The 24,649-nt window shown below is 47.5% G+C and carries 23 protein-coding genes and 1 tRNA gene; 11 read left to right on the forward strand and 13 right to left on the reverse strand.

What is annotated here, in order from left to right; translation table 11 throughout:
- Window positions 1–109 precede the first annotated feature (109 nt).
- Both C504_RS0109520 and C504_RS0109525 read right to left on the reverse strand, forming a co-directional pair.
- Window positions 110–1,423: an HlyD family type I secretion periplasmic adaptor subunit gene (locus C504_RS0109520; RefSeq protein ID WP_018689101.1), complete on the reverse strand. Its 1,314-nt coding sequence runs from the start codon at window positions 1,421–1,423 to the stop codon at window positions 110–112.
- Window positions 1,420–3,069 (reverse strand): type I secretion system permease/ATPase, encoded by a 1,650-nt coding sequence (locus C504_RS0109525; RefSeq protein WP_018689102.1) that lies wholly within the window; start codon window positions 3,067–3,069, stop codon window positions 1,420–1,422. The genes C504_RS0109520 and C504_RS0109525 overlap by 4 nt, the downstream gene beginning before the upstream one ends.
- Between C504_RS0109525 and C504_RS18840 the strand changes: the two genes are divergently transcribed.
- Window positions 3,044–3,181, forward strand: coding sequence for a hypothetical protein (locus C504_RS18840; protein ID WP_169385104.1), 138 nt, complete (start codon window positions 3,044–3,046; stop codon window positions 3,179–3,181). The two genes, C504_RS0109525 and C504_RS18840, sit on opposite strands and share 26 nt — an antisense overlap.
- A gap of 122 nt (window positions 3,182–3,303) precedes the next feature.
- Here the strand turns inward: C504_RS18840 and C504_RS0109530 are convergent, their stop codons facing one another.
- From C504_RS0109530 to C504_RS0109540, 3 genes are all read right to left on the reverse strand, one after another.
- On the reverse strand, window positions 3,304–3,537 hold the full coding sequence (locus tag C504_RS0109530; RefSeq protein ID WP_018689103.1) for a hypothetical protein: 234 nt from the start codon (window positions 3,535–3,537) through the stop codon (window positions 3,304–3,306).
- A 613-nt stretch (window positions 3,538–4,150) separates the two neighbouring features.
- Complete coding sequence (locus C504_RS0109535) at window positions 4,151–6,034, reverse strand: TRAP transporter large permease (protein WP_018689104.1); 1,884 nt, start codon at window positions 6,032–6,034, stop codon at window positions 4,151–4,153.
- A complete protein-coding gene (locus C504_RS0109540) occupies window positions 6,034–6,624 on the reverse strand; it encodes a TRAP transporter small permease subunit (RefSeq protein WP_018689105.1) in 591 nt (196 codons plus the stop codon). Before C504_RS0109540 ends, C504_RS0109535 begins: the two co-directional genes overlap by 1 nt.
- Window positions 6,625–6,856: 232 nt before the next feature.
- Between C504_RS0109540 and C504_RS0109545 the strand changes: the two genes are divergently transcribed.
- The 4 genes from C504_RS0109545 to C504_RS0109560 all read left to right on the forward strand — a co-directional run bounded on the left by C504_RS0109545 (window position 6,857) and on the right by C504_RS0109560 (window position 11,372).
- On the forward strand, window positions 6,857–7,609 hold the full coding sequence (locus tag C504_RS0109545; RefSeq protein WP_018689106.1) for an SDR family NAD(P)-dependent oxidoreductase: 753 nt from the start codon (window positions 6,857–6,859) through the stop codon (window positions 7,607–7,609).
- Between the two features lie 170 nt (window positions 7,610–7,779).
- Entirely contained in the window at window positions 7,780–10,116 is a 2,337-nt protein-coding gene (locus C504_RS0109550) for a putative bifunctional diguanylate cyclase/phosphodiesterase (RefSeq protein WP_018689107.1), read from the forward strand.
- Window positions 10,117–10,296: 180 nt separating this feature from the next.
- Entirely contained in the window at window positions 10,297–11,046 is a 750-nt protein-coding gene (locus C504_RS0109555) for an N-acyl amino acid synthase FeeM domain-containing protein (RefSeq protein WP_018689108.1), read from the forward strand.
- A 110-nt stretch (window positions 11,047–11,156) separates the two neighbouring features.
- The gene (locus C504_RS0109560; RefSeq protein WP_026317360.1) at window positions 11,157–11,372 is read left to right on the forward strand and encodes an aa3-type cytochrome c oxidase subunit IV; all 216 of its coding nucleotides are present in this window, start codon (window positions 11,157–11,159) and stop codon (window positions 11,370–11,372) included.
- Between the two features lie 73 nt (window positions 11,373–11,445).
- Here the strand turns inward: C504_RS0109560 and C504_RS0109565 are convergent, their stop codons facing one another.
- Both C504_RS0109565 and rpsU read right to left on the reverse strand, forming a co-directional pair.
- Window positions 11,446–12,303: a tetratricopeptide repeat protein gene (locus tag C504_RS0109565; RefSeq protein WP_018689110.1), complete on the reverse strand. Its 858-nt coding sequence runs from the start codon at window positions 12,301–12,303 to the stop codon at window positions 11,446–11,448.
- A gap of 152 nt (window positions 12,304–12,455) precedes the next feature.
- Window positions 12,456–12,689 carry a 30S ribosomal protein S21 gene (rpsU, locus tag C504_RS0109570; RefSeq protein ID WP_018689111.1) on the reverse strand — a complete coding sequence of 78 codons (234 nt, stop codon included), beginning with the start codon at window positions 12,687–12,689 and terminating at the stop codon, window positions 12,456–12,458.
- Window positions 12,690–13,029: 340 nt separating this feature from the next.
- Between rpsU and C504_RS0109575 the strand changes: the two genes are divergently transcribed.
- Genes C504_RS0109575 through C504_RS0109590 form a run of 4 tightly spaced genes read left to right on the forward strand, consistent with a single transcriptional unit; the run spans window position 13,030 to window position 18,228 of the window.
- The gene (locus C504_RS0109575) at window positions 13,030–14,283 is read left to right on the forward strand and encodes a sarcosine oxidase subunit beta family protein (RefSeq protein WP_018689112.1); all 1,254 of its coding nucleotides are present in this window, start codon (window positions 13,030–13,032) and stop codon (window positions 14,281–14,283) included.
- A 60-nt stretch (window positions 14,284–14,343) separates the two neighbouring features.
- Window positions 14,344–14,664 carry a sarcosine oxidase subunit delta gene (locus tag C504_RS0109580; RefSeq protein ID WP_018689113.1) on the forward strand — a complete coding sequence of 107 codons (321 nt, stop codon included), beginning with the start codon at window positions 14,344–14,346 and terminating at the stop codon, window positions 14,662–14,664.
- Window positions 14,661–17,672 carry a sarcosine oxidase subunit alpha gene (locus C504_RS0109585; RefSeq protein ID WP_018689114.1) on the forward strand — a complete coding sequence of 1,004 codons (3,012 nt, stop codon included), beginning with the start codon at window positions 14,661–14,663 and terminating at the stop codon, window positions 17,670–17,672. The genes C504_RS0109580 and C504_RS0109585 overlap by 4 nt, the downstream gene beginning before the upstream one ends.
- Window positions 17,665–18,228: a sarcosine oxidase subunit gamma gene (locus C504_RS0109590; RefSeq protein ID WP_018689115.1), complete on the forward strand. Its 564-nt coding sequence runs from the start codon at window positions 17,665–17,667 to the stop codon at window positions 18,226–18,228. Before C504_RS0109585 ends, C504_RS0109590 begins: the two co-directional genes overlap by 8 nt.
- 16 nt (window positions 18,229–18,244) lie before the next feature.
- Here the strand turns inward: C504_RS0109590 and C504_RS0109595 are convergent, their stop codons facing one another.
- From C504_RS0109595 to cpdR, 5 genes are all read right to left on the reverse strand, one after another.
- On the reverse strand, window positions 18,245–18,721 hold the full coding sequence (locus tag C504_RS0109595) for a MaoC family dehydratase (RefSeq protein WP_041951676.1): 477 nt from the start codon (window positions 18,719–18,721) through the stop codon (window positions 18,245–18,247).
- 32 nt (window positions 18,722–18,753) lie between these two features.
- Window positions 18,754–19,662, reverse strand: a complete 909-nt coding sequence (locus tag C504_RS0109600; RefSeq protein WP_018689117.1) for a DMT family transporter — start codon at window positions 19,660–19,662, stop codon at window positions 18,754–18,756.
- A 127-nt stretch (window positions 19,663–19,789) separates the two neighbouring features.
- Window positions 19,790–20,623, reverse strand: a complete 834-nt coding sequence (locus C504_RS0109605; protein ID WP_018689118.1) for a 3-oxoadipate:acetyl-CoA acetyltransferase — start codon at window positions 20,621–20,623, stop codon at window positions 19,790–19,792.
- Between the two features lie 340 nt (window positions 20,624–20,963).
- Window positions 20,964–21,038 (reverse strand) — tRNA-Val (locus C504_RS0109610).
- A 69-nt stretch (window positions 21,039–21,107) separates the two neighbouring features.
- Window positions 21,108–21,470: a cell cycle two-component system response regulator CpdR gene (cpdR, locus tag C504_RS0109615; RefSeq protein ID WP_018689119.1), complete on the reverse strand. Its 363-nt coding sequence runs from the start codon at window positions 21,468–21,470 to the stop codon at window positions 21,108–21,110.
- 331 nt (window positions 21,471–21,801) lie between these two features.
- Here cpdR and C504_RS17560 point away from each other — a divergent pair, with 331 nt between their 5' ends.
- Together C504_RS17560 and hisN are read left to right on the forward strand one after the other, a co-directional pair.
- Complete coding sequence (locus C504_RS17560) at window positions 21,802–22,692, forward strand: N-formylglutamate amidohydrolase (RefSeq protein WP_018689120.1); 891 nt, start codon at window positions 21,802–21,804, stop codon at window positions 22,690–22,692.
- Window positions 22,693–22,904: 212 nt separating this feature from the next.
- The gene (hisN, locus tag C504_RS0109625; protein ID WP_018689121.1) at window positions 22,905–23,684 is read left to right on the forward strand and encodes a histidinol-phosphatase; all 780 of its coding nucleotides are present in this window, start codon (window positions 22,905–22,907) and stop codon (window positions 23,682–23,684) included.
- A gap of 6 nt (window positions 23,685–23,690) precedes the next feature.
- On the opposite strand, the gene C504_RS0109630 is transcribed toward hisN, so the two are convergent.
- Window positions 23,691–24,638: an alpha/beta hydrolase gene (locus C504_RS0109630; RefSeq protein WP_018689122.1), complete on the reverse strand. Its 948-nt coding sequence runs from the start codon at window positions 24,636–24,638 to the stop codon at window positions 23,691–23,693.
- Window positions 24,639–24,649 lie beyond the last annotated feature (11 nt).

A 24,649-nucleotide genomic window follows, 5' to 3' on the forward strand; every position in this document is an offset into this window, starting at 1 on the left:
TAGACGTCAGATGGGGTTGCGCATGGTATAGTGCAATATTGAATGAATATTTTTGCGTCTGACAAGTGTGTCGGACAAAATGCTAGGGCTTTAAGATCAAGCCATTTGCTTATTGCTCGCGAAATGCATGTGTGATTTCGTCAAGCATCGGCTCAAACAGATAGCCCACAAGTGTTCTTGTTCCATTGGAAATAATCACTTCCGCTGGCATTCCCGGTTGGAGCTGTATTCCAGCGCTTTGAATATCTTCGGGGTCAACTTCAACGCGTATTGAGAAAAAACTGGCACCCGATTTCGTATCGGTGAGTTTGTCAGCCGATATGCTGATAATTTTACCACTTAAAGAAGGGCGTTTGCCACGCGGCACACCCGTCAATACGATATCAGCAATCGCGCCGCTCTGAACTGTGGTCACGTCAGAAAGCCGTAGGCGGCCCTCAACGATGATTGGATTATCGTCCGGTACGATATCCATCAGTCTTTCGCCGCTTTGTACGACGCCGCCAACAGTGAACACTGAAAGACCGACAATCGATCCACTCGCCGGCGCTTTGATAATTGTGCGATCAAGAGCATCATCTGCCAATACGAGTGCGGGTAGGGCCTTGGTAAGTGCGGTTTGTGTGATGCGCAGCTCATCCACAATGTCGCTCATACGTTGAGATTGCATTTGCGAGATCGCAAGTCTTGTTTCATCAACGGCTTGCTCGGTTTTAGTAATCTCAGAGTTTTTGACTTCCGTTTCGGTTAGCAAGCTTGCAGCTGTGCGTTCTAGCGCCAATATCCGCGTTTTGGGCGTATATCCTTTCAAATATAATTTACGAGCGCCTTGAAGCTCTTCCTCAAGGATGCGGCTTTGTTCGGATAAGCCTTTCGATTGCGCTCTTAGGCCGACAATCTTCTCTATGTTTTGCATGGTTTGAGATTTTAGGAGCGCAATCTGTGCATCATATTGTTGGCGCTGTGCAACCATGACTGCATGTTCATTGGAAATCGCTTGTTCAAGTTCAGCATAAGGCCACTTTGATCTGTCATAGGACAACAAACAATCGGGTTTTCGGTCATCGCGTTCGCAGGTCAATCTTGCTTGGCGTGCCAACAGGGTGACGACTTCTGCCGTCGCAATATCTCGCTTTGCTTGTACCTCAGTACGGTTCAACTCAATCACGGGCTGATCGCGCGCAACTCTATCGCCTTCAGATACGAGTACCCGTGCAATAATACCGCCGTAAGGATGCTGAATTGATTGTCTTTGGGTTTTAACTTGAAGGTTGCCCTGAGCAATTGCAGCGGTGGACAGTGGCGCGATATTGCCCCAAACTACCAAGACTGCGATGAAAAGCAAAAAGGCTGATATGCTGGTGATCGCTGGTTCAAGTGGGTTGCGATATTTGTCTAATTTCTTGCTATATAGTTCACTCATTGTAGCGCCACTATTCGCTTTTCAGGCGGATTTTGGAGCGCGCTGAGCTGATGGTCGACCGTTGATTTTTCGTTGTGCAGCGTAATAATTTTATCGGAAAACTCGATAAGCTCCGCCATTTGTGTGACTAAGACAATGATTGATCCGTTCTTCTTCATCGAGATCAGAGCGTTGCGAAGGAATAATTTTCCTGCCTCATCAAGCTTTAAGCTGGGCTCATCAAGTACCAATAATTTTGGCTTGCAAAGAAGTGCGCGCGCCAATGCTAATTGTTGCATTTCGCCTCCAGATAATTTTTCACCGCCCATGCCAATAATGGTTTCATATTGATCTGGAAGGTCCAATATAGCTTTGTGAATGCCTGCCATTTCGGCAGCTTCTATGATCTCATCCATCGAAGATGTGCCAAATCTGGCTATGTTTTCTCGAATAGTGCCGTTAAATAATCCGGTGTTTTGCGGCAAATATCCCGTCATGCGGCCCAACTCAGCTGCATCCCAATCTTGGATGGCCAGTCCGCCAAATTGTAGCGATCCGTTCGTTGGTTGCCGCGTGCCGATAACCATTTTTAACAGGGAGCTTTTGCCTGAGCCGCTGGGGCCAGCAATTCCCAAGACTTCGCCTTCGCCGACCTTGAACGAGATATTTTCAAAGAGGGGTTTGGTTTTTGTAGGTGCTGAATAGGAAACGTCTTTGCCTTCCAATACAGCATTGTTTGAATTTCCAACGCGCTTAGATGCCTCAATTGAAGGGGCGTCCAGCATCGATTTTATGCGTTTATAACTTGCGAGCGCCGAGCGGGCTTGGCGCCAAGTTGCAACCATACGTTCTATGGGAGCGAGCGCTCTAGTCATGATGATCGACGAGGCAAAAATTGTCGCGGGCATAATTACCTGCTCTAGGGCAAGCCAAGCACCGACGCCAAGCATCATGGATTGCAGCAAGAGCCTTGACGAGCGAACCCCTGCAGTCATCACAGCGCTGCGGTCACTTGCTATAGCTTGGGAGAAAAGCATCTGTGCGCGCCTTTCTTGCCAGTGGTGTTCTATGGGGGTGAGCATTCCCATTGCGCGAACGACATCCGAGTTGTGCATGACATTATTTGCGACAATAAAAGATCGTTTTGTCTCCTCTTGTCCTTTGTTCAGAGGGACCCTCGTTATGAATTCATTGAGGAATGCAAGGCAGCCCAAAAGGACAAAGCCAAAGGTGCCGATATAGCCCAAAATGGGATTAATCATGTATAATATGATCAGATATAATGGAGCCCATGGAGCATCGAAAGCAAAGTAAGCGCCTGATCCGGTTATGAAATTTCGAAATTCATCAAAATCGCGTAGGGCGCGCGTACCCAAAGATACTCCCTTGCTCCAAGACCGTTCTGCGGTTGATTTAAAAATACGGCCGGAAAGTTTTCTATCAATAGCGATTGAACATCGAACCAGCATTTTTGCCCTGATAAAGTCCAGAACAAACATAACACTTACTGCTAAAAACAGAATGAAAGAAAGTAATATGAGTGTGGTTTCGTTCCCGCCGACAAGCACTCTGTTGTATATTTGAATTAAGTATAATGGGGAGCTTAAGTAGAGCACATTTATAAATAAGGAAAAAAAAGCCATGAGCAGCAGCTGTGGTGCGATCATTCTTATTGAGATGGGGGAATCGTTGGCTTCGATCTTCACTGAACTATCCTTGCTGCTTTTAGGGCTAATTTCATGTGCTTCTATGAAGCTAAGCATTGCTCAAGAAGGGTAGGGATTGGTCCAGCATATACAGCTTGATGCTGGTAATTTGGCTTTTTGAGGTTAGCTCCATATGCGCAAGCAGCACTCTGGTCACCTGCGCACATGGGTTCTCAGTCTTAATCAGATCGAATTTTAGATTATCTCGTCTACGATGTCGGCAATTCTGGGAAGATCGGCCACCATTCCGAGAAGCCCAACTTCTTCAACAACCTCATCATCACCATCAAGTTGCTCAGCAAGTTCAGCTGCCCTTTGAGCTGCGCTAATCACAAGGCCGTTCTCGCCAAGAACGTCGTTATCAACGATCTCAGCAGTGTCCTCAGCGAGGTTCCCTAGGATACCATTCGCATTGCTTAAAAGTCCCATAATATTCTCTCCTTATGTTTGCACCAATAAGTTGTGGTTTGAAAATACACTGCGCTTTTTTTAATTTAAAAAGCTCTGTTTTGGGATTTAATTTCATTTTTATTAAAAGCTGCATATGACGCGAGGGGGTGCAGTTTTAAATTATTTGGAATTTAATGTGCCTGCGTTAGCAGAATCCGGATGCCATTTATCATGATTGATATTGGCTCAACTTGAAATTCTCTCGAATTTATACTTTGTACAAATAATTGAAATTACTATAGAAATTGAAAGCTGATATCAGGTGCAACTTTAACGCGAGATTTTATATGGTGAGGTGCTATGACGTGTTCTACGCCTGTGCTCAGTGGCGCGGTTACACCTGCAAAAGTGACGAGCGGCGCGTAATTGAAAAGCTTAAAATTTTTTTCGCGGAATGCGCGATTGTCACCACTATTTGGCGCGTGTGAATTATAATATCGCGTAAGGCTTTTTTAGAATCGCGTATTTCTGCCTCCCAATTTTCTGGCCGTAGTCGGGAGAAATTGTAACGTCGAACTATAATATCAATATTCTGCGGCTAACAAAAAACGCCGGACAATATGCCCGGCGTTCTAAAATCAACTCATCTGCTTTAATTTACTTTTGGTGGTTCGTTGCCAAGATTAAGCGGTTGGCTATTGAGGTTTAATTGCCCCGGCAAACCAAGCTGACCATTATTGCCAGTGGAGCCGCCGCTCTGTGCCGGCTCCGTATTATTGGTTTGGCCCGGCAAGCCAGAAGGAGGGCTGCCGTTAAGATTAAGGCCACCTGGCAAACTTAATCCGCCGCCATTACCGCCTGTTTGGGCGGGCAGGCTCAAGCCGGGCATTCCGTTGCCGCCAAGTCCTGGCAATCCACTGCCCATACCTGGCAGATTAATTTGAACATCTTCAATGTTGTATTTTACTTCATCATCTTTGTAGTGGGTTACAAGACGCGGGTAGAAAATCACAACCATGATCGCGATAAATTGGATCACGATATAAGGCAAAACACCTTTGTATATTTGTGTTGTCTTGATGCCTGCAATGCGCTCACCAGTAACCTCATCATCCCAATCCTGTGTCGGCGAAATTGATCGCAGGTAAAACAGGGCAAAGCCAAATGGCGGTGTCAGGAACGATGTTTGCAAGTTGATGCCAAGGATGATGCCGAGCCAAATTAGGTCAATGCCGAGCGATTCTGCCGGACCAACCAATAGTGGGACCACGATGAAAGCAATTTCAAAGAAGTCGAGGAAACATCCCAATACAAAGACGATCACTGTAACGACGAAAAGGAAACCAGTTTCGCCGCCAGGTAGCGCTAGAAGAAGCTCCTCAATCCAAATATGGCCATTAATACCATAAAATGTCAGGCCGAACACGCGTGCGCCAATCAAGATAAACATGACAAATGCTGTCAGTTTGGTCGTTGAATCAAGCGCTTCTTTGAGTGTTTTGATGCCAAGGCGACGTTTGAACATTGCCAGTATCAAGGCACCAGTTGCGCCCATCGCGCCGCCTTCGGTTGGTGTTGCAATACCAAGGAAGATTGTACCTAGCACCAAGAAGATTAGTGCGAGCGGCGGTATCAGAACAATAATAACTTGTTCGGCAAGCCGTGAAATGATGCCGAGTTTCAAGTGACGATTGAGCAATGAAACGCCAAGCGCGGTTAAAGTCGCGATCGTAGCAGACCAGACAAAACGTGTCTCATACCGAAGATCGGCGAAGACAAAGTTGTAAAGTGCGTAATGAAGGCCGACCGCCAAGGCGATCATAACAAGCAGCGATGTAACGCCGCCGCCGAGCGTGCGTGCTTCAATGGGTAAGGCAGGCACTTTTTTAGGACTAATGATCGTGAGTAAGAAAATGTACAAGCAGTACATTCCCATAATCATGAGCGCTGGATAGAGCGCTGCAACATACATGTCACCCACAGAGCGCCCCAGTTGGTCAGACATGACGATGAGGACGAGTGATGGCGGCACAATTTGCGCCAAAGTGCCTGAGGCGGCAATTGTGCCGCTTGCAACAGAGCGATCATATCCATAACGCATCATGATGGGCAAAGAGATAAGTCCCATTGCAATCACGGATGCAGCAACAACCCCTGTCGTCGCGCCAAGAAGTCCGCCAACGATAATCACGGCAATCGCTAATCCGCCGCGTAACGGGCCGAACAGCTGACCAATCGTATCGAGTAGATCTTCTGCCATTCGGGACCGTTCGAGAATAAGCCCCATGAATGTAAAGAATGGAATGGCGAGCAATGTATCATTACGCATGATATCAAATGTGCGGTTCGCCAGCGACTGTATCAGCGGGTAAAAGAGGCGAATTTCACTGGAATATTGTGAAAGCTCGACGCCGATAAAGAAAAAGATCAAGCCGCCAGCTGCAAGGGTAAAAGCGACCGGATAGCCAATGAGAAGCATGGCCATCACAGATATAAACATGATTGGCGCTAGGTTGTGGGCGATAAGTTGAATCATTATTTTTCCACCCGATTTGATAAGCCTGAAACTGCTTCGAGTTCCTGGACGACTGGCGGTAAATCTTTTGGAATTGTTGGGTCTTCAATCAGGCCCTTGATGACTGCCCAACGCTTGATGATTTCTGAGAACCCTTGCGCGGTCAAAAGTATGAAACTAACCAAAATCAGCAGTTTTGCGGGCCATATGGTTAGGCCTCCAGCGTTTAGCGATGTTTCGCCATTTTGAAAGGCGTTCCAAAAGAAGGGCCAGCCTAAGTAGACCATCAAGAAACAGAAAGGTAGAAGGAAGAAGATATGTCCGAGCAGGTCGATCCAATCTCTGGTCTTTTTGGATAGGCCAGATGTCGCTATGTCGATGCGTACATGTTCATTGCGTTGCAATGTGTAGGCAGCGGCCAAAAGAAACACGGCGCCATATAAGTACCATTGAAGTTCTAGCCAAGCATTCGAAGATGCATCAAATAATTTTCGTATGATCGCATTTCCAGCGCTTACCAGTACCGCGACGAGAATTAGCCATGATACCGATCTACCGATGAATGCTGTCACTGCATCGATTGCTGATGAGAGCCTTAAAAGTGCCGTCATATTCCTCCCCTTGCGCCTAATGACTGGCTTTTATCCCATAAATGCCAATGCTTATCATGTGTTATTTCAAAGCGTACAGTTTTGCTATCATCATAAAGAACGAGATTCAATTCGGTGGTCAATATTTTTGACCAGCCTGTGTTTTCTGCGGCAAGTGTTGAAAATCGGTGTGTATTTAATCCAAATATTCATTGCGGCTTGACGTTATTTATAGCGATGCTGTCTATAGCCTATGAGCAAAGAGCTGTTTTCGATAAAAGGCAAGGTTTGCCTTGTGACCGGTGTTTCGAGGGGATTGGGTGCGCATATTGCGCAACTTTACCTTTCACATGGCGCGAAAATTATAGGCATATCGCGCGAAGAGCCGCGATGGGATGTCAGTACATATGCTGATAGTTTCGAACATTTTATTGGTGATGTTACCGATGCGAGTGCTGTTGAAAAGCTATTTGCGCATGTGAGTGATGTTCATGGCAATGTTGATGTTGTTGTGAACAATGCAGGCATATCGCAGGTCCAGCGCCTCGATAAAATAGCAACGCATGAATTGCAGAAAATTTTCGATCTCAATGTCTATGCGGCAACAAATATTGCGACACGCGCATCAGCCCAGATGCGCAAAAATAAAGTCGCGGGCTCAATTATTAATATCACATCTGTGATGTCTGATTCATCCATGACAGGGCTTGCTGCTTATTCGGCTTCAAAAGCAGCGCTTAGCCAGTTGACGAAGTCTATGGCTATTGAATGGGCGCGTTCAGGCGTGCGCGTCAATAATTTGTCGCCTGGATGGTTTCCATCGGCAATGACCGATGAATATTTTAATAAAGGGCTCGGACAGGTGCTTAAAGCACGTGTTCCAATGGCAAGATTAGGGGAGGCTTCTGATTTGGATGGAGCTTGCCTTTTACTTGCGAGTGACGCGTCAAGATATATGACCGGAACGACTTTGACTGTTGATGGTGGCTATAGCTTAATCAGCTAACGGTATAATCTCGATATATATCTGATTTTAAATCAATTTTTGTGGCTCGCGAAACCTGAAAAGTTGACTGTGCGCCTACTCAGTCACGCTTAATTAAAGCTAAACTTTTTTAGTCTAAACCATACATATAATTTTAAGACCTCAATGTTAGTGTGGGTACTGAGGTTGTTATGAGAAATATTTTAGTTCAGGCGAAAAGCCAGCGTATTGAAGATGAGGCCTATGTAGAGTTCGTGAATTCGTTGTTTGGCGATACACGGGGTCTTCTTGTGGGTGGCTTGCTTCAAGCTACGACTATATTTTTCTTTTTACTTACAACCGGCGTCTATTATTTTAGCATCTTTATTGTTGGTGCTATTGGCTTTGCCTTGTGGCGCGCGCGTTTGGGGCAATTGTATCAGGTTGCCTATGATGAGGTGAAATCACGGCCCATCAGTGTGCAGCTTGCCATGACGCGGCAATGGGAACACAAATATGTCGTTCCTGGCACTCTGACAGCGATTAATATTGGGCTTTTTTGCTATTTTGGATTTCAAGCAGCTGAAGGCGGTGTTTCGATTGGAGCTGTTTACTGTTTGCTGTTTGCACCAGTTCCTACAATCGTTGGGCGTTTGTATGGGTCAATGAAGCTCGCAAGCTTCATGCTATTTGGTCTTTTTGGTCCTATAATTTTGGGCTTTATGGTTGATGGTAGCTTGTTGCACATCCTGTTGGCGCTTCTTTGCCTTCCGTACATTGTACTTGTTTTAAGCATGGTCAAAGCGGTGCGAGGTACAGTTGTTAGCGCTGTTGAAGGAAATGCGGACAAAATTGAGATTGGTCGACGCTTTGATGTAGCACTTAAGAATATGGCGCACGGCCTCATGATGTTTGATGATAACAATCGAATATTAATTGCCAATGAGCAGGCGCGTAAGCTTTTCGATTTTCCAGATCACCTCGATATCGTCGGGCGACATTTTTCTGTGCTGATGCGTTTTGCTCGGCGTTTTGATGGTCTGGCTGAACGTAATATTAAAAATTTGGATATTGCGTTTAACGCGCTGCTTGGGCGTGTTGCTGACAGGCGACAGGTTTTACTCGATGATGGTCGTTATTTGGAGCTAGCAGTAAGCGAGCGGTCTGACGGTGGCACGGTTCTTACTTTTGAAGACATTAGTGATCGCGTTCAGTCGGCACGAAAAATTGAGCGTATGGCGCAGTATGATAGCCTGACAAATCTTCCTAATCGTCAGTATTTTGAGACTATGATCGCAGATATTGCAGCTGCTGCGAAACCTGATGAATATTGCGCACTATTGGTCGTGGACGTTGATGATTTTAAACATGTAAATGATGCTGTTGGCCATGCGCAAGGCGATGCATTATTGCGTAGTATCGCCTCGCTGTTATCGTTGAAAAGCAATAGCTATAAGCATTTAGCTTGCCGTTTAGGCGGCGATGAATTTTTGTTTTTTATATGCGGTGTCAAAGAACCTCAGCACATGGATATGACCGTTGCTGCTCTTAACCGTGACTTGTGCCGGATCCATGATTTGAAATCTGAGCAGGTATATGTGAGCTGCAGCATTGGCTATGTAACGATGAAGGCCAATGAATATAATCATGATGATGCGATTGTGCGTGCAGATTTGGCACTTTATGCTGCAAAAGATGATGGCAAAGGTACGTGGCGTGAATTTGAAAAAATCATGGACGACGAGTATCAGCGTCGGCAACGTATTAAGAACCATCTTGCCAAGGCTGTTCAAGCTGACAGCCTGAGTATTGTATATCAACCACTTGTGGACGCGCATTCTGGACGTCTTGTTTCTTGTGAAGCTTTGTCGCGTTGGCATGATGATGAATATGGCAATGTTTCTCCGGCAGAATATATCCCGCTTGCTGAAGAGATGGGTATTGTTACTCAAATTAGTGGGCAAATGTTGCGCAAAGCCACAATGGAATGTGCCAAGTGGCCCGACAACGTCTCTGTCTCTGTAAACCTTTCACCCGTTGATTTTAGAACTGGGGAAATTGTATCTGTCATTAAGCATGCTCTGTCTGCTTCAAAGCTACCGGCGCATCGGTTGGAAATTGAAATCACGGAGACGGCCGTTATTTCCAATGAACGCGAAATGATCGGTAAATTGCGTGCGATTCGTGATTTGGGTGTGCGTATTGCCTTGGATGATTTTGGCACAGGCCATTCATCTTTGAGTTATTTGCACCGTTTGCCGCTGCATAAAGTCAAGATTGACCGCTCATTTGTTGTCGGCATTGATACGGGGGAGACCCCAATCGCCCTTCTGCATGGTGTAACGGAACTTTGCCGTACGCTTGGCCTTGATGTTACTGTTGAGGGTGTTGAGACCGAAGAGCAGCTTGCGCTGGTCATTAGTGAAGGTAAAGTCGACCGAATTCAGGGCTATGTCTACGGACCAGGTTTGCCATCAAGCGGTATTCTCACTTTGGCAAAAATGGGAAGACTCCCAACAGCCAAGTCACAGGAATATGCATCAGCTTAGTGCTGATATGTCGTTGTTTTCTTTAAAGTAATTCATTGTTCTTTTCGTGCTGATTAATAGCGCGCTATTCTTATCCACACAGTCTACGCATTTATTAACCTTAATTATAGGTTAAATTAATACTACGTTTACTTTCTTAGCTGAGATTTTTACATTCAGCGAATACAGAGGATTGTAGCGTTGACTGGATTAACTCCTTCGAAGATTGGTGTACTGGACCCAGCAACACAGCTATCGAAAGATATGTTCGATAGTTTGGATTTGCTGGAATACAGGCGGGCTGTCACACCGGAAGACTTTGAAGCGATTGGACGCTTGCGGCAACGTGCCTTTGATGCGCGTGATATTTATGAACGCAAGTTTGGCGAGAGCGTTATTGAGGATCTTGATTATGATCCTGAATCATTTGTCTTTGGTGTGTATTTTCAACACGAGCTTGTATCCACAATTCGCGTTTCGAAGTTGACAGCAACAAAGCGTAATACACCAGCAACTTATATTTTTGGGGATGTGTTGAACCCTTTGCTTGACCAAGGCATGACATTCATTGATCCGAGTAGGCTGGCCATTGAAACGCAGTTCACCAAGCTTATTCCGGGCCTGCCCATCCTGACACTTCGCTTGCCAATTATCGCAACGGCATATTTTAACTCAAATTACTGTTTGTCCGCCGTTAAAAAAGAACACCGTGCTTTTTACCTTCGCATTTTCAAGTCCACACTTTTGGCAGGGCCCTACAATCCGCCGGGCATGAATGTGGATGCCGTTTTGCTGGGGGGCTCCGTTAATCAGCGCGAAGATTTGTTCGCGCGTTATCCGGTTTTCAACTTTAAGGCTTCTGAAGCACGTATGTTGTTTGGTGACTATAAACGCGAACAAGTGCCGTTCTGCGTGCGGCCAACGGCGCGCTATGCTGTTAAGGCGGCGTAAGATTATCTAATCTTTGAATTCAGTTGCTTGTGTGACCATGTGACCATTGCGGCGCGCTCATGTTTTAGGTAAACATGAATCAAATAATTTTTGCCTTTGGAGCTTCTAAAATGGCTGACACCAAAACGTCGAACAACGAAAACATCATGGATTATGCAGAGCATGATCGCACCTACAGCATGTTCCTTATTGGCGCTAAATGGGTGACGATTGTTTCCTGTGCAATCCTTATTGGCATGGCCTTTGGCTTTTTTGCAGGCGCAGGACTTATTGGTGGAACTTTGGTCGCGATTATTTGCGTCGTTCTTGCAAAATTCCTAGCCTAAAATTTTCAACATAATTTTTGATATGACAAAGCCGCCGAATGAATATCGGCGGCTTTTTTATGCTTTGAATTTGTTAGCCGCCGATGCGGTTTAGGCCATTTCTTGCAGGCTCGAAATTTGCGTTGAGCTGAAGGGCGCGGCGGTATGATTTACGCGCTTTATCAATTTCGCCTTTTTGTTCCCAAAGCAGAGCTTGGTTTGCCCAGCTCTCAGCGTTCTTGTCATCAAGGCTTATGGCAAAGTTGACGGCGTCAAAAGCATTGTCAATCTGGCCAAGGGCTATGTAGGAAATGGCGCGGCCATTATAGGGCTCGGGTGAATTTGGCGCTAATGAAATGGCCGTTGCAAAGTCATCCAGTGCAAAGTCATGTTGTTTACGGCTTTGATAAATCAGGCCGCGACGGTGATATGCGCGCGGATCGGTTGTATCAAGCTGAATAGCTTTTTGAAAATCATTGAAAGCTTCATTTGTGCGACCAGCACGGCGATATAATTCACCGCGACCGACATAGGCTTTGTCATAGCGTGGGTTAATTTGAAGCGCATTATTATAGTCCGTAGCCGCAGCGGCTAGGTCGCCTTTAATGCGATGGATAAGCGCGCGGTTAGCATAGGCTTCAAAATAACGTGGGTTCAGCTGTATCGCTTTATCAAAATCGCGCAGCGCATCATTATAACTACCGGATTTTCCGAAAGCAGATCCGCGCACATTATAGGCAACAGGATCGTTAGGGTTTGAGCGGATGACGGCCGTTAATGAGCCGATATTTTCTGCGCTGCCTTGCTCGGTTTCGATACGGGCAATTTCAGAGGGTATTGATGTTGACGAGGTGCAGGCTGAAACCGTTAGAGTGCCTAACAAGCTAGCCAGCAAAATCAGTCGTGGTTTGCCGGAGCCATTTATTGTTGGCAGCTTTGTCACCGAAGTCATTCAATATCCCCTTAAGATAAGCCGCTGTCATTACAGCAGTTTATCGGATTTCCGACAAACGAAAAGTGGCGCGTTCTGAGAACGCACCACTAATGAAAACAAAAAGCGTCGAAAACGCGGCAACGCATCCAGTTAGATGCGTTGGTCAAGCCTTAGCGTGCGGCAGGAGTCGGGCGGCCGCCAAGAAGACCTTCACGCTGTGCGCGTTTACGCGCTAGTTTGCGTGTGCGGCGTACAGCTTCTGCTTTTTCGCGTGCGCGTTTTTCAGAAGGCTTTTCATAATGACCGCGCAATTTCATTTCGCGGAAAACGCCTTCGCGTTGCAATTTCTTTTTCAGCACGCGGAGTGCTTGGTCTACATTGTTGTCGCGTACGAGTACTTGCACGTTGATCCCATTCCTTAACGGTTCAAATTCAAATATGTGTCGACCAGAATGCGGGCAAACATGTTATTTCCTGCGAACGAAAGCCGCGAATGGCGTTGTGTTCAAATGGATAAACGGTATTGCTCGCAAAGCCGTAGGCCGAGCGGTTGGGGTGGGAATACCAGCTTTGAGTCTAGAAGTCCAGCGTTTCAAGGAGAGAAATAGTGCGTGCACAACAGAACGTTTGAGGGCTTGAGGTATAAATTAACGTCGATCTCCGTCGCAAAATGACTGGTTCTTGACTGTGACTTATGCAAATTTTGCGCGTGAATGTGATTTTGTTCTGTTTGGGTAGGTTTCTATGCGCCGATTTTCTGGATTTGCTGTTGCTCGTGAAGCGATGCGTGCTCACAAGGGGTGGGGCCAACAATGGGATAACCCAGAGCCGAAATCGAGCTATGACGTCATTATCATTGGCGCTGGTGGGCACGGGCTGGCAACGGCTTATTATTTGGCGAAAGAGCACGGTATTACCAATGTGGCTGTGCTTGAAAAAGGCTGGCTGGGCGGTGGTAATACGGGCCGTAACACGACGATTATCCGTTCAAACTATTTGTTCGATGAATCTGCCGGTCTTTACAATCACGCTGTGAATTTATGGGAAGGGCTGAGCCAAGACCTTAATTATAACGTCATGTTCTCCCAGCGCGGCGTTATGATGATGGCGCATAATGTGCACGACGTACAAGTGTTTAAGCGCCATGTTCATGCCAACCGTTTGAACGGTGTTGATAATGAATGGCTGACGCCGGAGCAGGCTAAAGCCTATTGCCCGCCGCTCGATATTTCCAAATCTGCACGATACCCTGTGATGGGCGCTGCGCTTCAACGCAAAGGCGGAACGGCGCGTCATGATGCGGTTGCGTGGGGTTATGCCCGTGCTGCGGCGGCGCGCGGTGTGCACATCATTCAAAACTGTGAAGTAACAGGCATTAAGCGTGGCCAAGGCGGCGAAGTAACGGGCGTTGAAACGTCGCGCGGCTTTATTGGCGCAAAGAAAGTGGGCGTTGTTGCTGCGGGTAATACGTCTCATGTTATGCAGATGGCCGATGTTCAGATGCCGCTTGAAAGCTTCCCGTTACAAGCGTTGGTTTCTGAGCCTGTTAAGCCGTGCTTTCCATGCGTTGTGATGTCGAACACTGTTCATGCCTATATATCACAATCTGATAAGGGCGAATTGGTAATTGGTGCAGGTACAGACCAATATACATCCTATTCGCAGACCGGTGGCTTGCATGTTATTCAGCATACGCTGGACGCGATTTGCGAAATTTTCCCCATCTTTAGCCGCATGAAAATGCTGCGCTCATGGGGCGGTATTGTTGATGTGACACCGGACCGCTCGCCTATTATCGCGCAAACGCCGGTGCCGGGGCTTTATGTAAATTGCGGTTGGGGTACGGGCGGCTTTAAGGCCACGCCGGGCTCTGGACATGTGTTTGCTCACACCATTGCCAAGGCTGCACCACACAAAATCAATGAAGGTTACACAATGGAACGCTTTACCACAGGGCGTTTGATTGATGAGGCCGCCGCCGCCGCCGTATCACACTAAGCCATTGGCTGGTTTGTTATAAATTTGCGACAAAATGCGACAAGAATCAGGTTTTAAATAATGCTTCTAATACATTGCCCCTATTGCGCTGAAGAACGCCCTGAAACAGAATTTGCCCATGCAGGTGAAGCTCATATTGAGCGCTCGACAGAAATGAATGCGCTGACCGATGAGGGATTTTCAAAATTCTTTTTCTACCGCGACAATACCAAAGGCACTACATTTGAGCGCTGGCGGCATATTCATGGCTGCGGACGTTATTTCAATGCGGCGCGGGACACCGTGTCTGACAAGTTTTTGACGACTTACAAAGCTGGCGAACCAAAGCCCGATCTTTCAAAACTAGTTGACGACCAAACAAATGCAGGAGCAAAATCATGAACGCACCTGTTTTAATTCAGCCGAACCGCATTGCAGGCAAGGGACGTTTAAGCGTTGCCGATCCAATGCGCTTCACATTTGATGGTAAAACATTGCCCGCGCTTAAAGGCGACACCGTTGCCTCTGCCTTGATTGCCAATGATATTCATCTCGTTGGTCGCTCATTTAAATATCACCGTCCGCGCGGTATCGTGTCCGCTGGACCAGAAGAGCCAAATGCGCTGCTTGGTATTCAGCGCGATGTTGCGCGTCATACGCCCAATATTCGCGCTACGGTTCAAGAAGTTTACGATGGTTTGGAGGCAACCAGCCAGAACCGTTGGCCGTCACTGAAATATGATATTGGCGAAATCAATGATGTTGTGTCACCGCTTTTATCTGCGGGCTTTTATTACAAGACATTTATGTGGCCGCGCAAAGCGTGGGACAAAGTTTATGAGCCATTTATCCGCAATGCGGCTGGGCTTGGTAAAGCGCCTGTCCATAAAGATCCAGACCGTTATTCATCGCAGCATGAACATTGCGATGTGTTGATATTGGGCGGCGGTGTTGCCGGTCTTTCTGCGGCTTTAGCGGCGGCGAAAAACGGTGCGCGTGTTATCATTTGTGATGAGCAACCGACATTTGGCGGTGCGCTGCACTTTGATACCGATATTGTTATTGACGGTATGGACGGCTTTAGCTGGGCGCAGCAGGCCATGGCAAAACTTGCCGCAATGGACAATGTTCGTGTGCTCACCCGAACAACGGCCTTTGGTTATTACGCGCAAAATTATGTGGGGCTCATAGAGCGTGTTAGCGAGCATTTATCCGCGCCTAGCGCCGATTTGCCACGCGAACGGCTTTGGGAAGTTCGTGCGAAGAAAGTCATCATCGCAACCGGCTCCATTGAACGTCATATGGTGTTTGCCAATAATGATAGGCCGGGCATTTTGCTCGCGTCGTCTGCACGCACTTACCTTAATCATTACGGTGTTGCTGTTGGTAAAAATGTCGGTGTCTATACGGCCAATGACAGTGCTTATGCGGCAGCTTTTGATCTGAAAGAAGCTGGCATCAACATTCCTGCGATTGTTGATATACGTGAGCACCCGAACGCTGAATTAGTGGCAAAAGCAAAGGCGCTTGGTATTCGCGTTTTGACAGGCCATGGGGTTATGGCCGCTGGCGGCAAGTTGCGTGTTTCATCCATGTCTGTTGCGCCTGTAAACGGCGGTGCGCGCGAAGTTATTCCTATCGACAGCATCATCATGAGCGGCGGCTGGACACCGTCTGTGCATATGTTCTCGCAGTCACGCGGCAAGGTTGCCTATGATGCTGCCAAAAGCCGCTTTGTACCGGGCGTCTATGCGCAGGACTGTGTCAGCGTTGGTTCTTGCAATGGCACCGATGATTTGAGCGCAATAATTGATGAAGCGATTAAAGCGGGCGAAGAGGCTGCAACTTATGTGCGGCCAAACACCAGCCAAGTTTCAATATCGATAGAGGCCAATGGCGGCAATGCTTGGGAAGGCACTTTAATCGGCGCTGCCCCTGGCGCAGAAGCTGGCAAGGTTGTTAAAGCGTTCGTTGATTTCCAAAACGATGTGACTGCAAAAGATATCCGTCTTGCTGTGCAAGAAGGGTTTCAGTCTATTGAGCATGTCAAGCGTTTCACAACCAATGGCATGGCGACGGACCAAGGCAAATTGTCCAATATGCATGGCTTGGCCATTGCGGCCGAAGCGCTTGGCAAGGAGCTGCCGGAAGTGGGCCTCACCACATTCCGTGCGCCTTACACGCCGATCACATTTGGTGCGCTTGTTTCTCACTCAAAGGGCGCTTTGTTTGAGCCTACCCGCAAAACGCCAATGCACGAAAGCGAAGTTGCAATCGGTGCTGTGTTTGAAGATGTGGGTAATTGGAAACGCGCTTGGTATTATCCTAAGGGCGGCGAAGATATGCATGCTGCGGTTAATCGCGAATGCAAAACAACACGCACAAATGTCGGCATGTTTGATGCCTCAACGCTTGGCAAGATTGAAGTTGTTGGGCCCGATGCCGCCGAGTTTTTGAACCTTATCTATACCAACCCATTCTTGAAGCTCGGTGTTGGTAAATTGCGTTATGGCATTATGTGCCGCGAAGATGGCTTTATCTATGATGATGGTGTTGTCGCACGTATTGCCGAAGACCGTTTCCATGTGACGACCACAACTGGCGGTGCGCCGCGTGTGCTCAACATGATGGAAGATTATTTGCAGACAGAGTTTCCGCATATGAAGGTCTGGCTGACATCAACATCCGAGCAGTGGGCTGTCATTGCGGTTCAAGGGCCAAAATCACGCGATATTATTGCGCCCTTTGTTGATGGAATTGATCTTTCGGCGGAAGCCCTGCCACATATGTCTATGGCGGAAGGTACAATTTGCGGAGTGCCAACGCGTTTGATGCGCATGTCATTTACCGGTGAGATGGGCTTTGAGATCAATGTTCCTGCTGATTATGGCCGTGCGGTTTGGGATACGCTTTATGAAGCTGTTGAGGCTGCCGATGGTTGTGCCTATGGCACGGAAAGCATGCATGTTCTGCGCGCTGAAAAAGGCTACATCATTGTTGGCCAAGACACCGACGGCACGGTAACCCCGCATGATGCGGGGCTTGACTGGGCTGTTGGCAAAAAGAAAACCGACTTTGTTGGTATTCGCGGCTTGAAGCGACCTGATCTGGTCGCTAGCGGGCGCCGCCAATTGGTTGGCTTAAAGTCAATTGATGGGCGCAGTGTACTGGAAGAGGGCGCGCAAATCGTCGAAGATCCGAACCAGCCAGTGCCGATGAAAATGATCGGCTGGGTATCATCAAGCTATTGGTCGGAAAATGCGCAAAAGCCTATTGCGATGGCGCTGATTGAAGATGGTTTTAATTTGATGGGCAAAAAACTTTATGTGCCAATGGCCAATGAAGTGATCGAAGTTGAAGTTTGCAAAGCTGTCTTTGTGGACGAAGAAGGAGGCCGTTTGCATGGATAATTCAGTGAAATTGCGGCGCTCGCTTCCGCTTGCAGAGAAAGCGTTTGGCGCTTCTGGCGTAAGCGTTACGTCGATGGGGGCGGGGTATCGTTGCAGCCTGCGGGTTGGAGCAGATGATGTTGCGGCACTATCGCAAGCGCTTGGCGTTGACCTGCCGCAAACACCCAAGACGTCTGCGCGATCAGCCAGCAGAATAGCTATGTGGCTTGGGCCGGATGAATGGTCGATCTATGATTCAAAAAACAATCCCATTGATGACCTAAAAAATGTCGATGTGGCGTGTGCTGGCGTTGATGTATCGCACCGAAATACGGCCATAGAGGTCAGCGGTTCTTTGGCCGCTGGCGTGATTAACGCTGGTTGTCCGCAGGATTTGTCATTGGAAGTATTTCCGGTGGGCGCATGTTCGCGCACAATCTTAGGCAAGGTCGAAATTGTTTTGTGCCGCACGAAAGCCGACATATTCCATGTGGAATGCTGGCGTTCTTTTTCGCCTTATGTATTCGAGTTTTTAAGCACAGCTGCAAAAGAACAAAGTGCTTTGGCGGCGCGTTAATCGCGCCGCACCGGACTTAATCCTGCTGTTCAATAACGGCGAGCGTTAGCCAGGTTGCGGTGAACGCTGGCTTTAAGCTGCCGTCGATCTCGAGCGTGACGTCATAGGTCGATAGAACGCGGCCCGATGGCCTTATATCGGCATCTTGAAGTTTGAACACCGCACGCACTTTTGCGCCAGAACGCACAGGTGCCATGAAACGGATTTTATCAAATCCATAATTGATGCCCATCGTGGCACCTTCCAGCGCGGGCAGTGCTTCATAGGTCAGTGTTGAAAGCATTGAGAGCGTTAGAAAGCCGTGCGCGATGGTTGAAGCGAAGGGTGTTTCTTTTTCCGCCCGTTCAGGGTCGCAGTGAATCCACTGATGATCATCAGTGGCATCTGCGAATTTATCGATCATCTCTTGCGTGATAACACGCCAATCGGATGTGCCGACAATAGTGCCGATTGCGTTTGGAATATCTTCGAGTGTGATTGTGCGTTTGGTCATAATTGGCGTTTTGGCAGTCTGGCAATGTGCAATCAAGTAGATTTTTGCACGGGCCTTTTATGATTGACCAGCCAGACACCTGCGACAACGATCAAAGTGCCGATGATGAATGGTATGGTTGGCGTTTCACCGAACAATATCCACGCCTCTATGCCAACGGCTGGCGGTACAAGATATATGAGCGATGCTGCACGGCTGACTTGTCCGCGGCGTATCAAGTAAAGCAGCAAAAGAATTGCGCCAAGTGAAAGGCCAAATACAGACCAGATCATCGCCAATATGGAATGAATATTGAGATCAAATACGAGCGATGGTTCTAAAATCATGGCAGCTGGCGCAATAAAGATAAACGCGCCGACATATTGCAGCGTGGCGACTGGTATCAAATCACCTTCTTGTAAGAACCGTTTTTGATAGATCGTGCCAAAGGTAACGCTGGCCATCGCAATGACATTGATAATGAGCGGCAGGCTGGCGGTCAGCAATGCATCGGTATCAAGCGATAATAATCGTGGCCCGATTGCAATGAGCAAGCCAAACAGACCGACGGCGATGCCCATACGTTGGCGCATGGTCAGGCGCTCTTTAATGATCCAGAATGCAATCATGGCGGTCATTAACGGCTGCAATGCTGCCAGTAAGCCAGAGATGGATGCCGGAACGCCTTGTTTAATTGCCCACCAAACACCGCCAAGATATATCGCGTGGAGAAATAGGCCGGAGATGATGGCATGTAGCCAGCCCGCGCGTGTTGTCGGCCATTTGGCAGACATGATGACGGCGATGACTGCGAAAGCAAGGGCTGCGATTGCAAAGCGCCAAGTTAAAAATGTTAGCGGCCCTGCATAATCATTGGCGTATTTTGCAACGATCCAACCGGTTGACCAAAGTAGCACAAACAATGCTGGCGCAACGGTTTCTAATTTAATGCCGTTCGCCATGTTTCGCCTTCGCCAAGTCATAAGATGGCGCTGTTATATGGCGCAATACTATGTTCTGAAAGGGGAATATTGCACCCCAATGTACCCCTGATTAAAGCGGTATGTGGCTAAGGCGAAAACAAGAAATTTAATCTAAGCCAAGCATGGTTCGCGCTTCACGCCAGTTTGCGACAGGCCGCTCATATTTTTCACATAAGTCGGTTACGCGTTTAACAAGTGCTGCATTGGATGGCGCAAGCGTATCTTTGTCTATGCGCACATTATCTTCCAATCCTGTGCGGGCGTGACCGCCTGCGGCAACAGACCATTCATTGAGGATAATCTGGTTTGGACCGATACCAGCTGCGCACCACTGACTGTTGGGCGAAAGGCGTTTTACTGTTTTGACATAGTAGTCAAACACGTCTTTATCGGCAGGCATCGCATTTTTAACACCCATGACAAACTGAATGTAAGGCGTGTCTTTTATGCGGCCGTCTTTGTGCATTAAGGCTGCTTGATGGATGTGCGATAGATCAAATGCTTCGATCTCTGGTTTGACATTATGAGTGATCATTTCACGCGCTAACCAATCAACCAGATCAGGCGCGTTTTCATAAATCCGTGTCGGGAAGTTGTTCGAGCCAACCGATAGTGAAGCCATGTCCGGCTTTAATGAAAGCATAGCGCCGCGTTCTTTGCCCGCACCGGAACGGCCGCCTGTCGAAAATTGAATGATCATGCCGGGGCAATGTTTCAGCAAGCCTTCTTGTAGCTTGGCAAATTTATCGGGATCGGATGTTGGTGTTTCATCGTCATTGCGCACATGGGCATGGACAATGCTAGCGCCGGCTTCAAATGCGGCGTGCGTGGATTCGACCTGTTCAGTGATGGTGATTGGTACGGCTGGATTATTCGCTTTGCGCGGTAGTGATCCGGTAATCGCAACACAAATGATACATGGCTTATTTAGGTCAGACATTGGCCGTTCGTTCTCCACTTTTTTCAAACCGACTATTTCGTAGTTAAACCCGTTTTCATAGGGCTGCTTTGAAAAGATGTTATATTTGAGAGGGTTTTACACATATCGCAAATCATGAAAATGATTTGCGTAAAAATAATCTGAATTCGTTGGCTCTTCTCTGGGATAAGTTTTGGTGCCTTTGACAGCGCGATGCCTATCAGATTTTTGTATCTATAGTGAAAAATCCTGCTGACAGGAAAACCAATTGCTGTGACCACAGTGTGACAGCAACAGAAATCAAGCCAAAGGGTGCTAAGGCTGTAATCAGCTGATGTATTGAAGCTAAAAGAGAAAAGGATGGTGGGCGATACTGGGATTGAACCAGTGACCCCTTCGATGTCAACGAAGTGCTCTCCCGCTGAGCTAATCGCCCATCCGTGGCGCGATACACCACATAAAACCGTTTGCCGTCAATAGCTTTGACGATAAATTCCGCGATTGATTAAGCTGCTGCGATAAGTTTTTCTACTTCATCAACAAGCTCACGCAAGTGGAACGGCTTTGAAAGGACTTTTGCGTCTTTTGGCGCGTCGCTTTCAGGGTTGAGTGCAACAGCTGCAAAACCAGTGATGAACATGACTTTAAGGTCAGGATCAAGCTCGGTTGCGCGGCGCGCAAGTTCAATACCATCCATCTCAGGCATAACAATATCTGTTAAAAGCAGAGAGAATGGTTCTTCGCGAAGGCGCTCGTAAGCGCTTGCGCCATTATCAAAGTCAACGACTTGATAGCCGGCTTTTTCAAGCGCTTTGACCAGAAACCGGCGCATATCGTTATCATCTTCTGCCAATAGTATGCGATGCATTTTAATTCCCGCTTCTCTTGTTGCCTATGCTTAAAGCAAGCTAGCCATGCTCTTAGCCCGATCAAGGTAAATTTCAGGTTTACACCATCTGCGCTGTTTGGCTTCATATATAAAGCCGCACACTCGTAACGACGGTTTGAAACTGAACTTCGCTCTCAAGGTCGAGCTCTTGTGAAACATGATGTAGTGCAAAATTATAATTTTGTTCAATTAAAATCTTGTGATCTGCCGATTGTCTTGGATTTACCCTTAACGCGTAACCCTAGACAAAGCTCATTGAGACTGTCAAAACTAAAGCCAAGATACGATTATTGCTGGAAAATTTGGGTTTATGCACGTTTCACCAGATTTCATTGATATGGAAGCCTTTGAGGTTTGTGAACCGGATTTTCACAACGTACCGTTTGTTATGAACTCGCCGCATAGTGGACGCTATTATCCAAAGCGTTTTCTTGAAATGAGCAATCTCGACATCCATGCGATTCGCCGATCAGAAGACTATTTTGTCGACGAATTGTTTTCCGATGCTGTCCAAATTGGCATTCCTATGCTCAAAGCGCATTTTCCGCGCGCTTATTTGGATGTAAATCGCGAGCCCTATGAGCTGGACCCGCGTATGTTTATCGACAAACTGCCACCTTATACGAATAGGAATTCGCTGCGCGTGGCCGCTGGGCTTGGCACGATACCGCGCATCGTGTGTGAAGGCTTGAATATTTATAAGACCCGTATCGGCCTTGATGAGGCGATGATGCGCGTTGAGCAACTCTATAAGCCGTACCATGCCGAGTTACGTGCACTTTTAAGTCGTACCTATGGCCATTTTGGCCATGCTGTACTTATCGATTGCCATTCCATGCCTGCCTCTGTTCACTTGGGGGCAGAGGGTGCGCGGCCAGATTTTATCATTGGTGATCGGTTTGGCACCAGCGCAGCCCAGGTGCTTAGCGAAGCTGCCGTCGATATTTTGCGCGATATGGGATATTTGGTGACAAGCAATAAGCCTTATGCTGGCGGGTTCATTACGGAGCATTATGGGCGTCCCGCACGCGGCTTGCACGCGTTGCAGATTGAGATCAATCGCAGTCTTTATGTCAACGAAAAGACAATGGAAAAACGGCCAGGATTTGATGCATTGCGCGATGATTTAACGCGATTTATGGCGCAGTTGAGTGTATTGGATGGTGCGCAGCTGAGTGATTTTAGTATTGCTGCTGAATAAATTTTAAATCCAAACTATAGATAGTCTATATTAAGTAAAAAAAGACCGCACCCTAAGATGCGGCCAGTCGTTGGGAGGAAAGTAACGTCTAGTGCGTAGCAAATAGCCTCGCCGTCTAATAATTTTCTTCCTTGTACTACTAAAGTCAAGCCGCATACCTTAGTTCTGGGTTCGGCAGTCCAATCCTCCAATTCAAGTGATCGGTTATCTCTATGACGAATATAAATGATTTGAAGCGTTTAGCTGATGCAGCCTCTGTTCAGACGCTAAAATATTTTAGGTCCAACTTAAATGTGGATAACAAGTATGAGGTTGGATTTGACCCCGTCACCGCTGGCGACCGTGAAGCCGAAGCAGCTATTCGCCAAATATTGGATGCTGATTTCCCGGATCACGGCATATTGGGCGAAGAGTTCGGTGCCAAGAACCTTGATGCACGCTATGTTTGGGTCATTGATCCGATTGACGGTACGCGCGCGTTTATCTCAGGTCTGCCTGTTTGGGGCACGCTCGTTGGCTTGATGGAAGATGGTGTCGCCAAACAAGGCTTTATGCATCAACCCTATACGGATGAACTCTATATCGCTGATGGTACGCAATCATGGCTGATCGAAAAGGGCGGCGAGCCTCAAAAGCTTACATCGCGACAAAGCGCAAAATTGCAAGATGCGATTATGTTCACAACATCGCCTGCGCTATATCAGGGTGCTGAAGCAGAAGGCTATAAGAGGCTTGAAAGCCGTGCAAAATTAGCGCGCTATGGCACAGATTGTTACGGCGCTGTGATGGTGGCATCCGGCCATGCAGACATTTTTATTGAGGCTGGCCTTCAGTCCTATGACATCGTTGCACTTATTCCGATTATTGAGCAGGCGGGCGGCGTTATAACGACGGTTGATGGGGAGCGTGCAGAAAAGGGCGGTACTATTCTGGCTGCAGGTTCTAGAGAACTGCACGCAGAAGCATTGCAAGCATATTGGGGCAGAGCCTGACTTTTGTTAGTCAGGTGAGCCTGGAATGAATGCATCAAGAGCTGCAAAGAATTGCTCGCGGTAGTCATCTATCTCTTGCATCAATTCGTGCCGCGCTCCGTCGATTGTAATCAATGAACCGGAGCGCAAGCGGTGTGCATAGTCCTCAATGGCTGGCCGCGAAACCACCTGATCAGCGCCTGCATTAATCAGCAAAACGGGTATGTGGATTTGCGTCATGTGCTCGCTATGGCATACGCATTGAACGGCTTTCATTGATGCGCGCAGCCATGAAGCCGTTGCGCTGCCAAGCCCTAACCCACGTTTTGGGTCCATCAAATCTTGATTGCGGGCATAACGCACGGGATCGTTTGTTACGCGGTTTTTCTCAAATGGCGTGGCGGCAATACCATTGCGGCTGCCCCCCATATGCATTGCGCCAAGGCCAAGAAACGTAAAAATGTTTGATAGAAAATTGACTTGGTTTTCGCTGAGTGTTTCATCGCCAACGCCTAAAAACGGTGAGCCAAGCAGCATGCGGCGAATACGGTTGTTCAGGCGCGGGGCGGTGTAAAGAGCGATCAAAGAACCGGTTGAGTGAGCAACGATGTAGAATGGTGCGCGGCATTCGGGCAGAACAACATCCTTGAACACAAGTTCTAAATCAGCGCTGTATTGTTCATAAGTGTCGATATGGCCGCGGCGATGATCTGAGAAGAACCTAGAAGATCCGCCTTGGCCCCGCCAATCAAAGGTGACCACATCAAAGCCACGTTCTAAAAGTTGGCCGATTGTTTCAAGATATTTCTCAATGGCTTCATTGCGACCATGCAGCAATATGATGGTGCCATTGTTTGGTTTGTTGGTTGATTTAAACAATGCAAACCGGATTTTATAACCGTCATCCGTTTCAAGCATGTCCAGAACATCTGGATCAGGGCCAGTATTATTCGCAATTTTCAAAAGGCTGGTCATGGCAGGCAGGA

Origin of the sequence: Ahrensia kielensis DSM 5890, assembly GCF_000374465.1 — a bacterium.
GTDB lineage: Bacteria > Pseudomonadota > Alphaproteobacteria > Rhizobiales > Rhizobiaceae > Ahrensia > Ahrensia kielensis.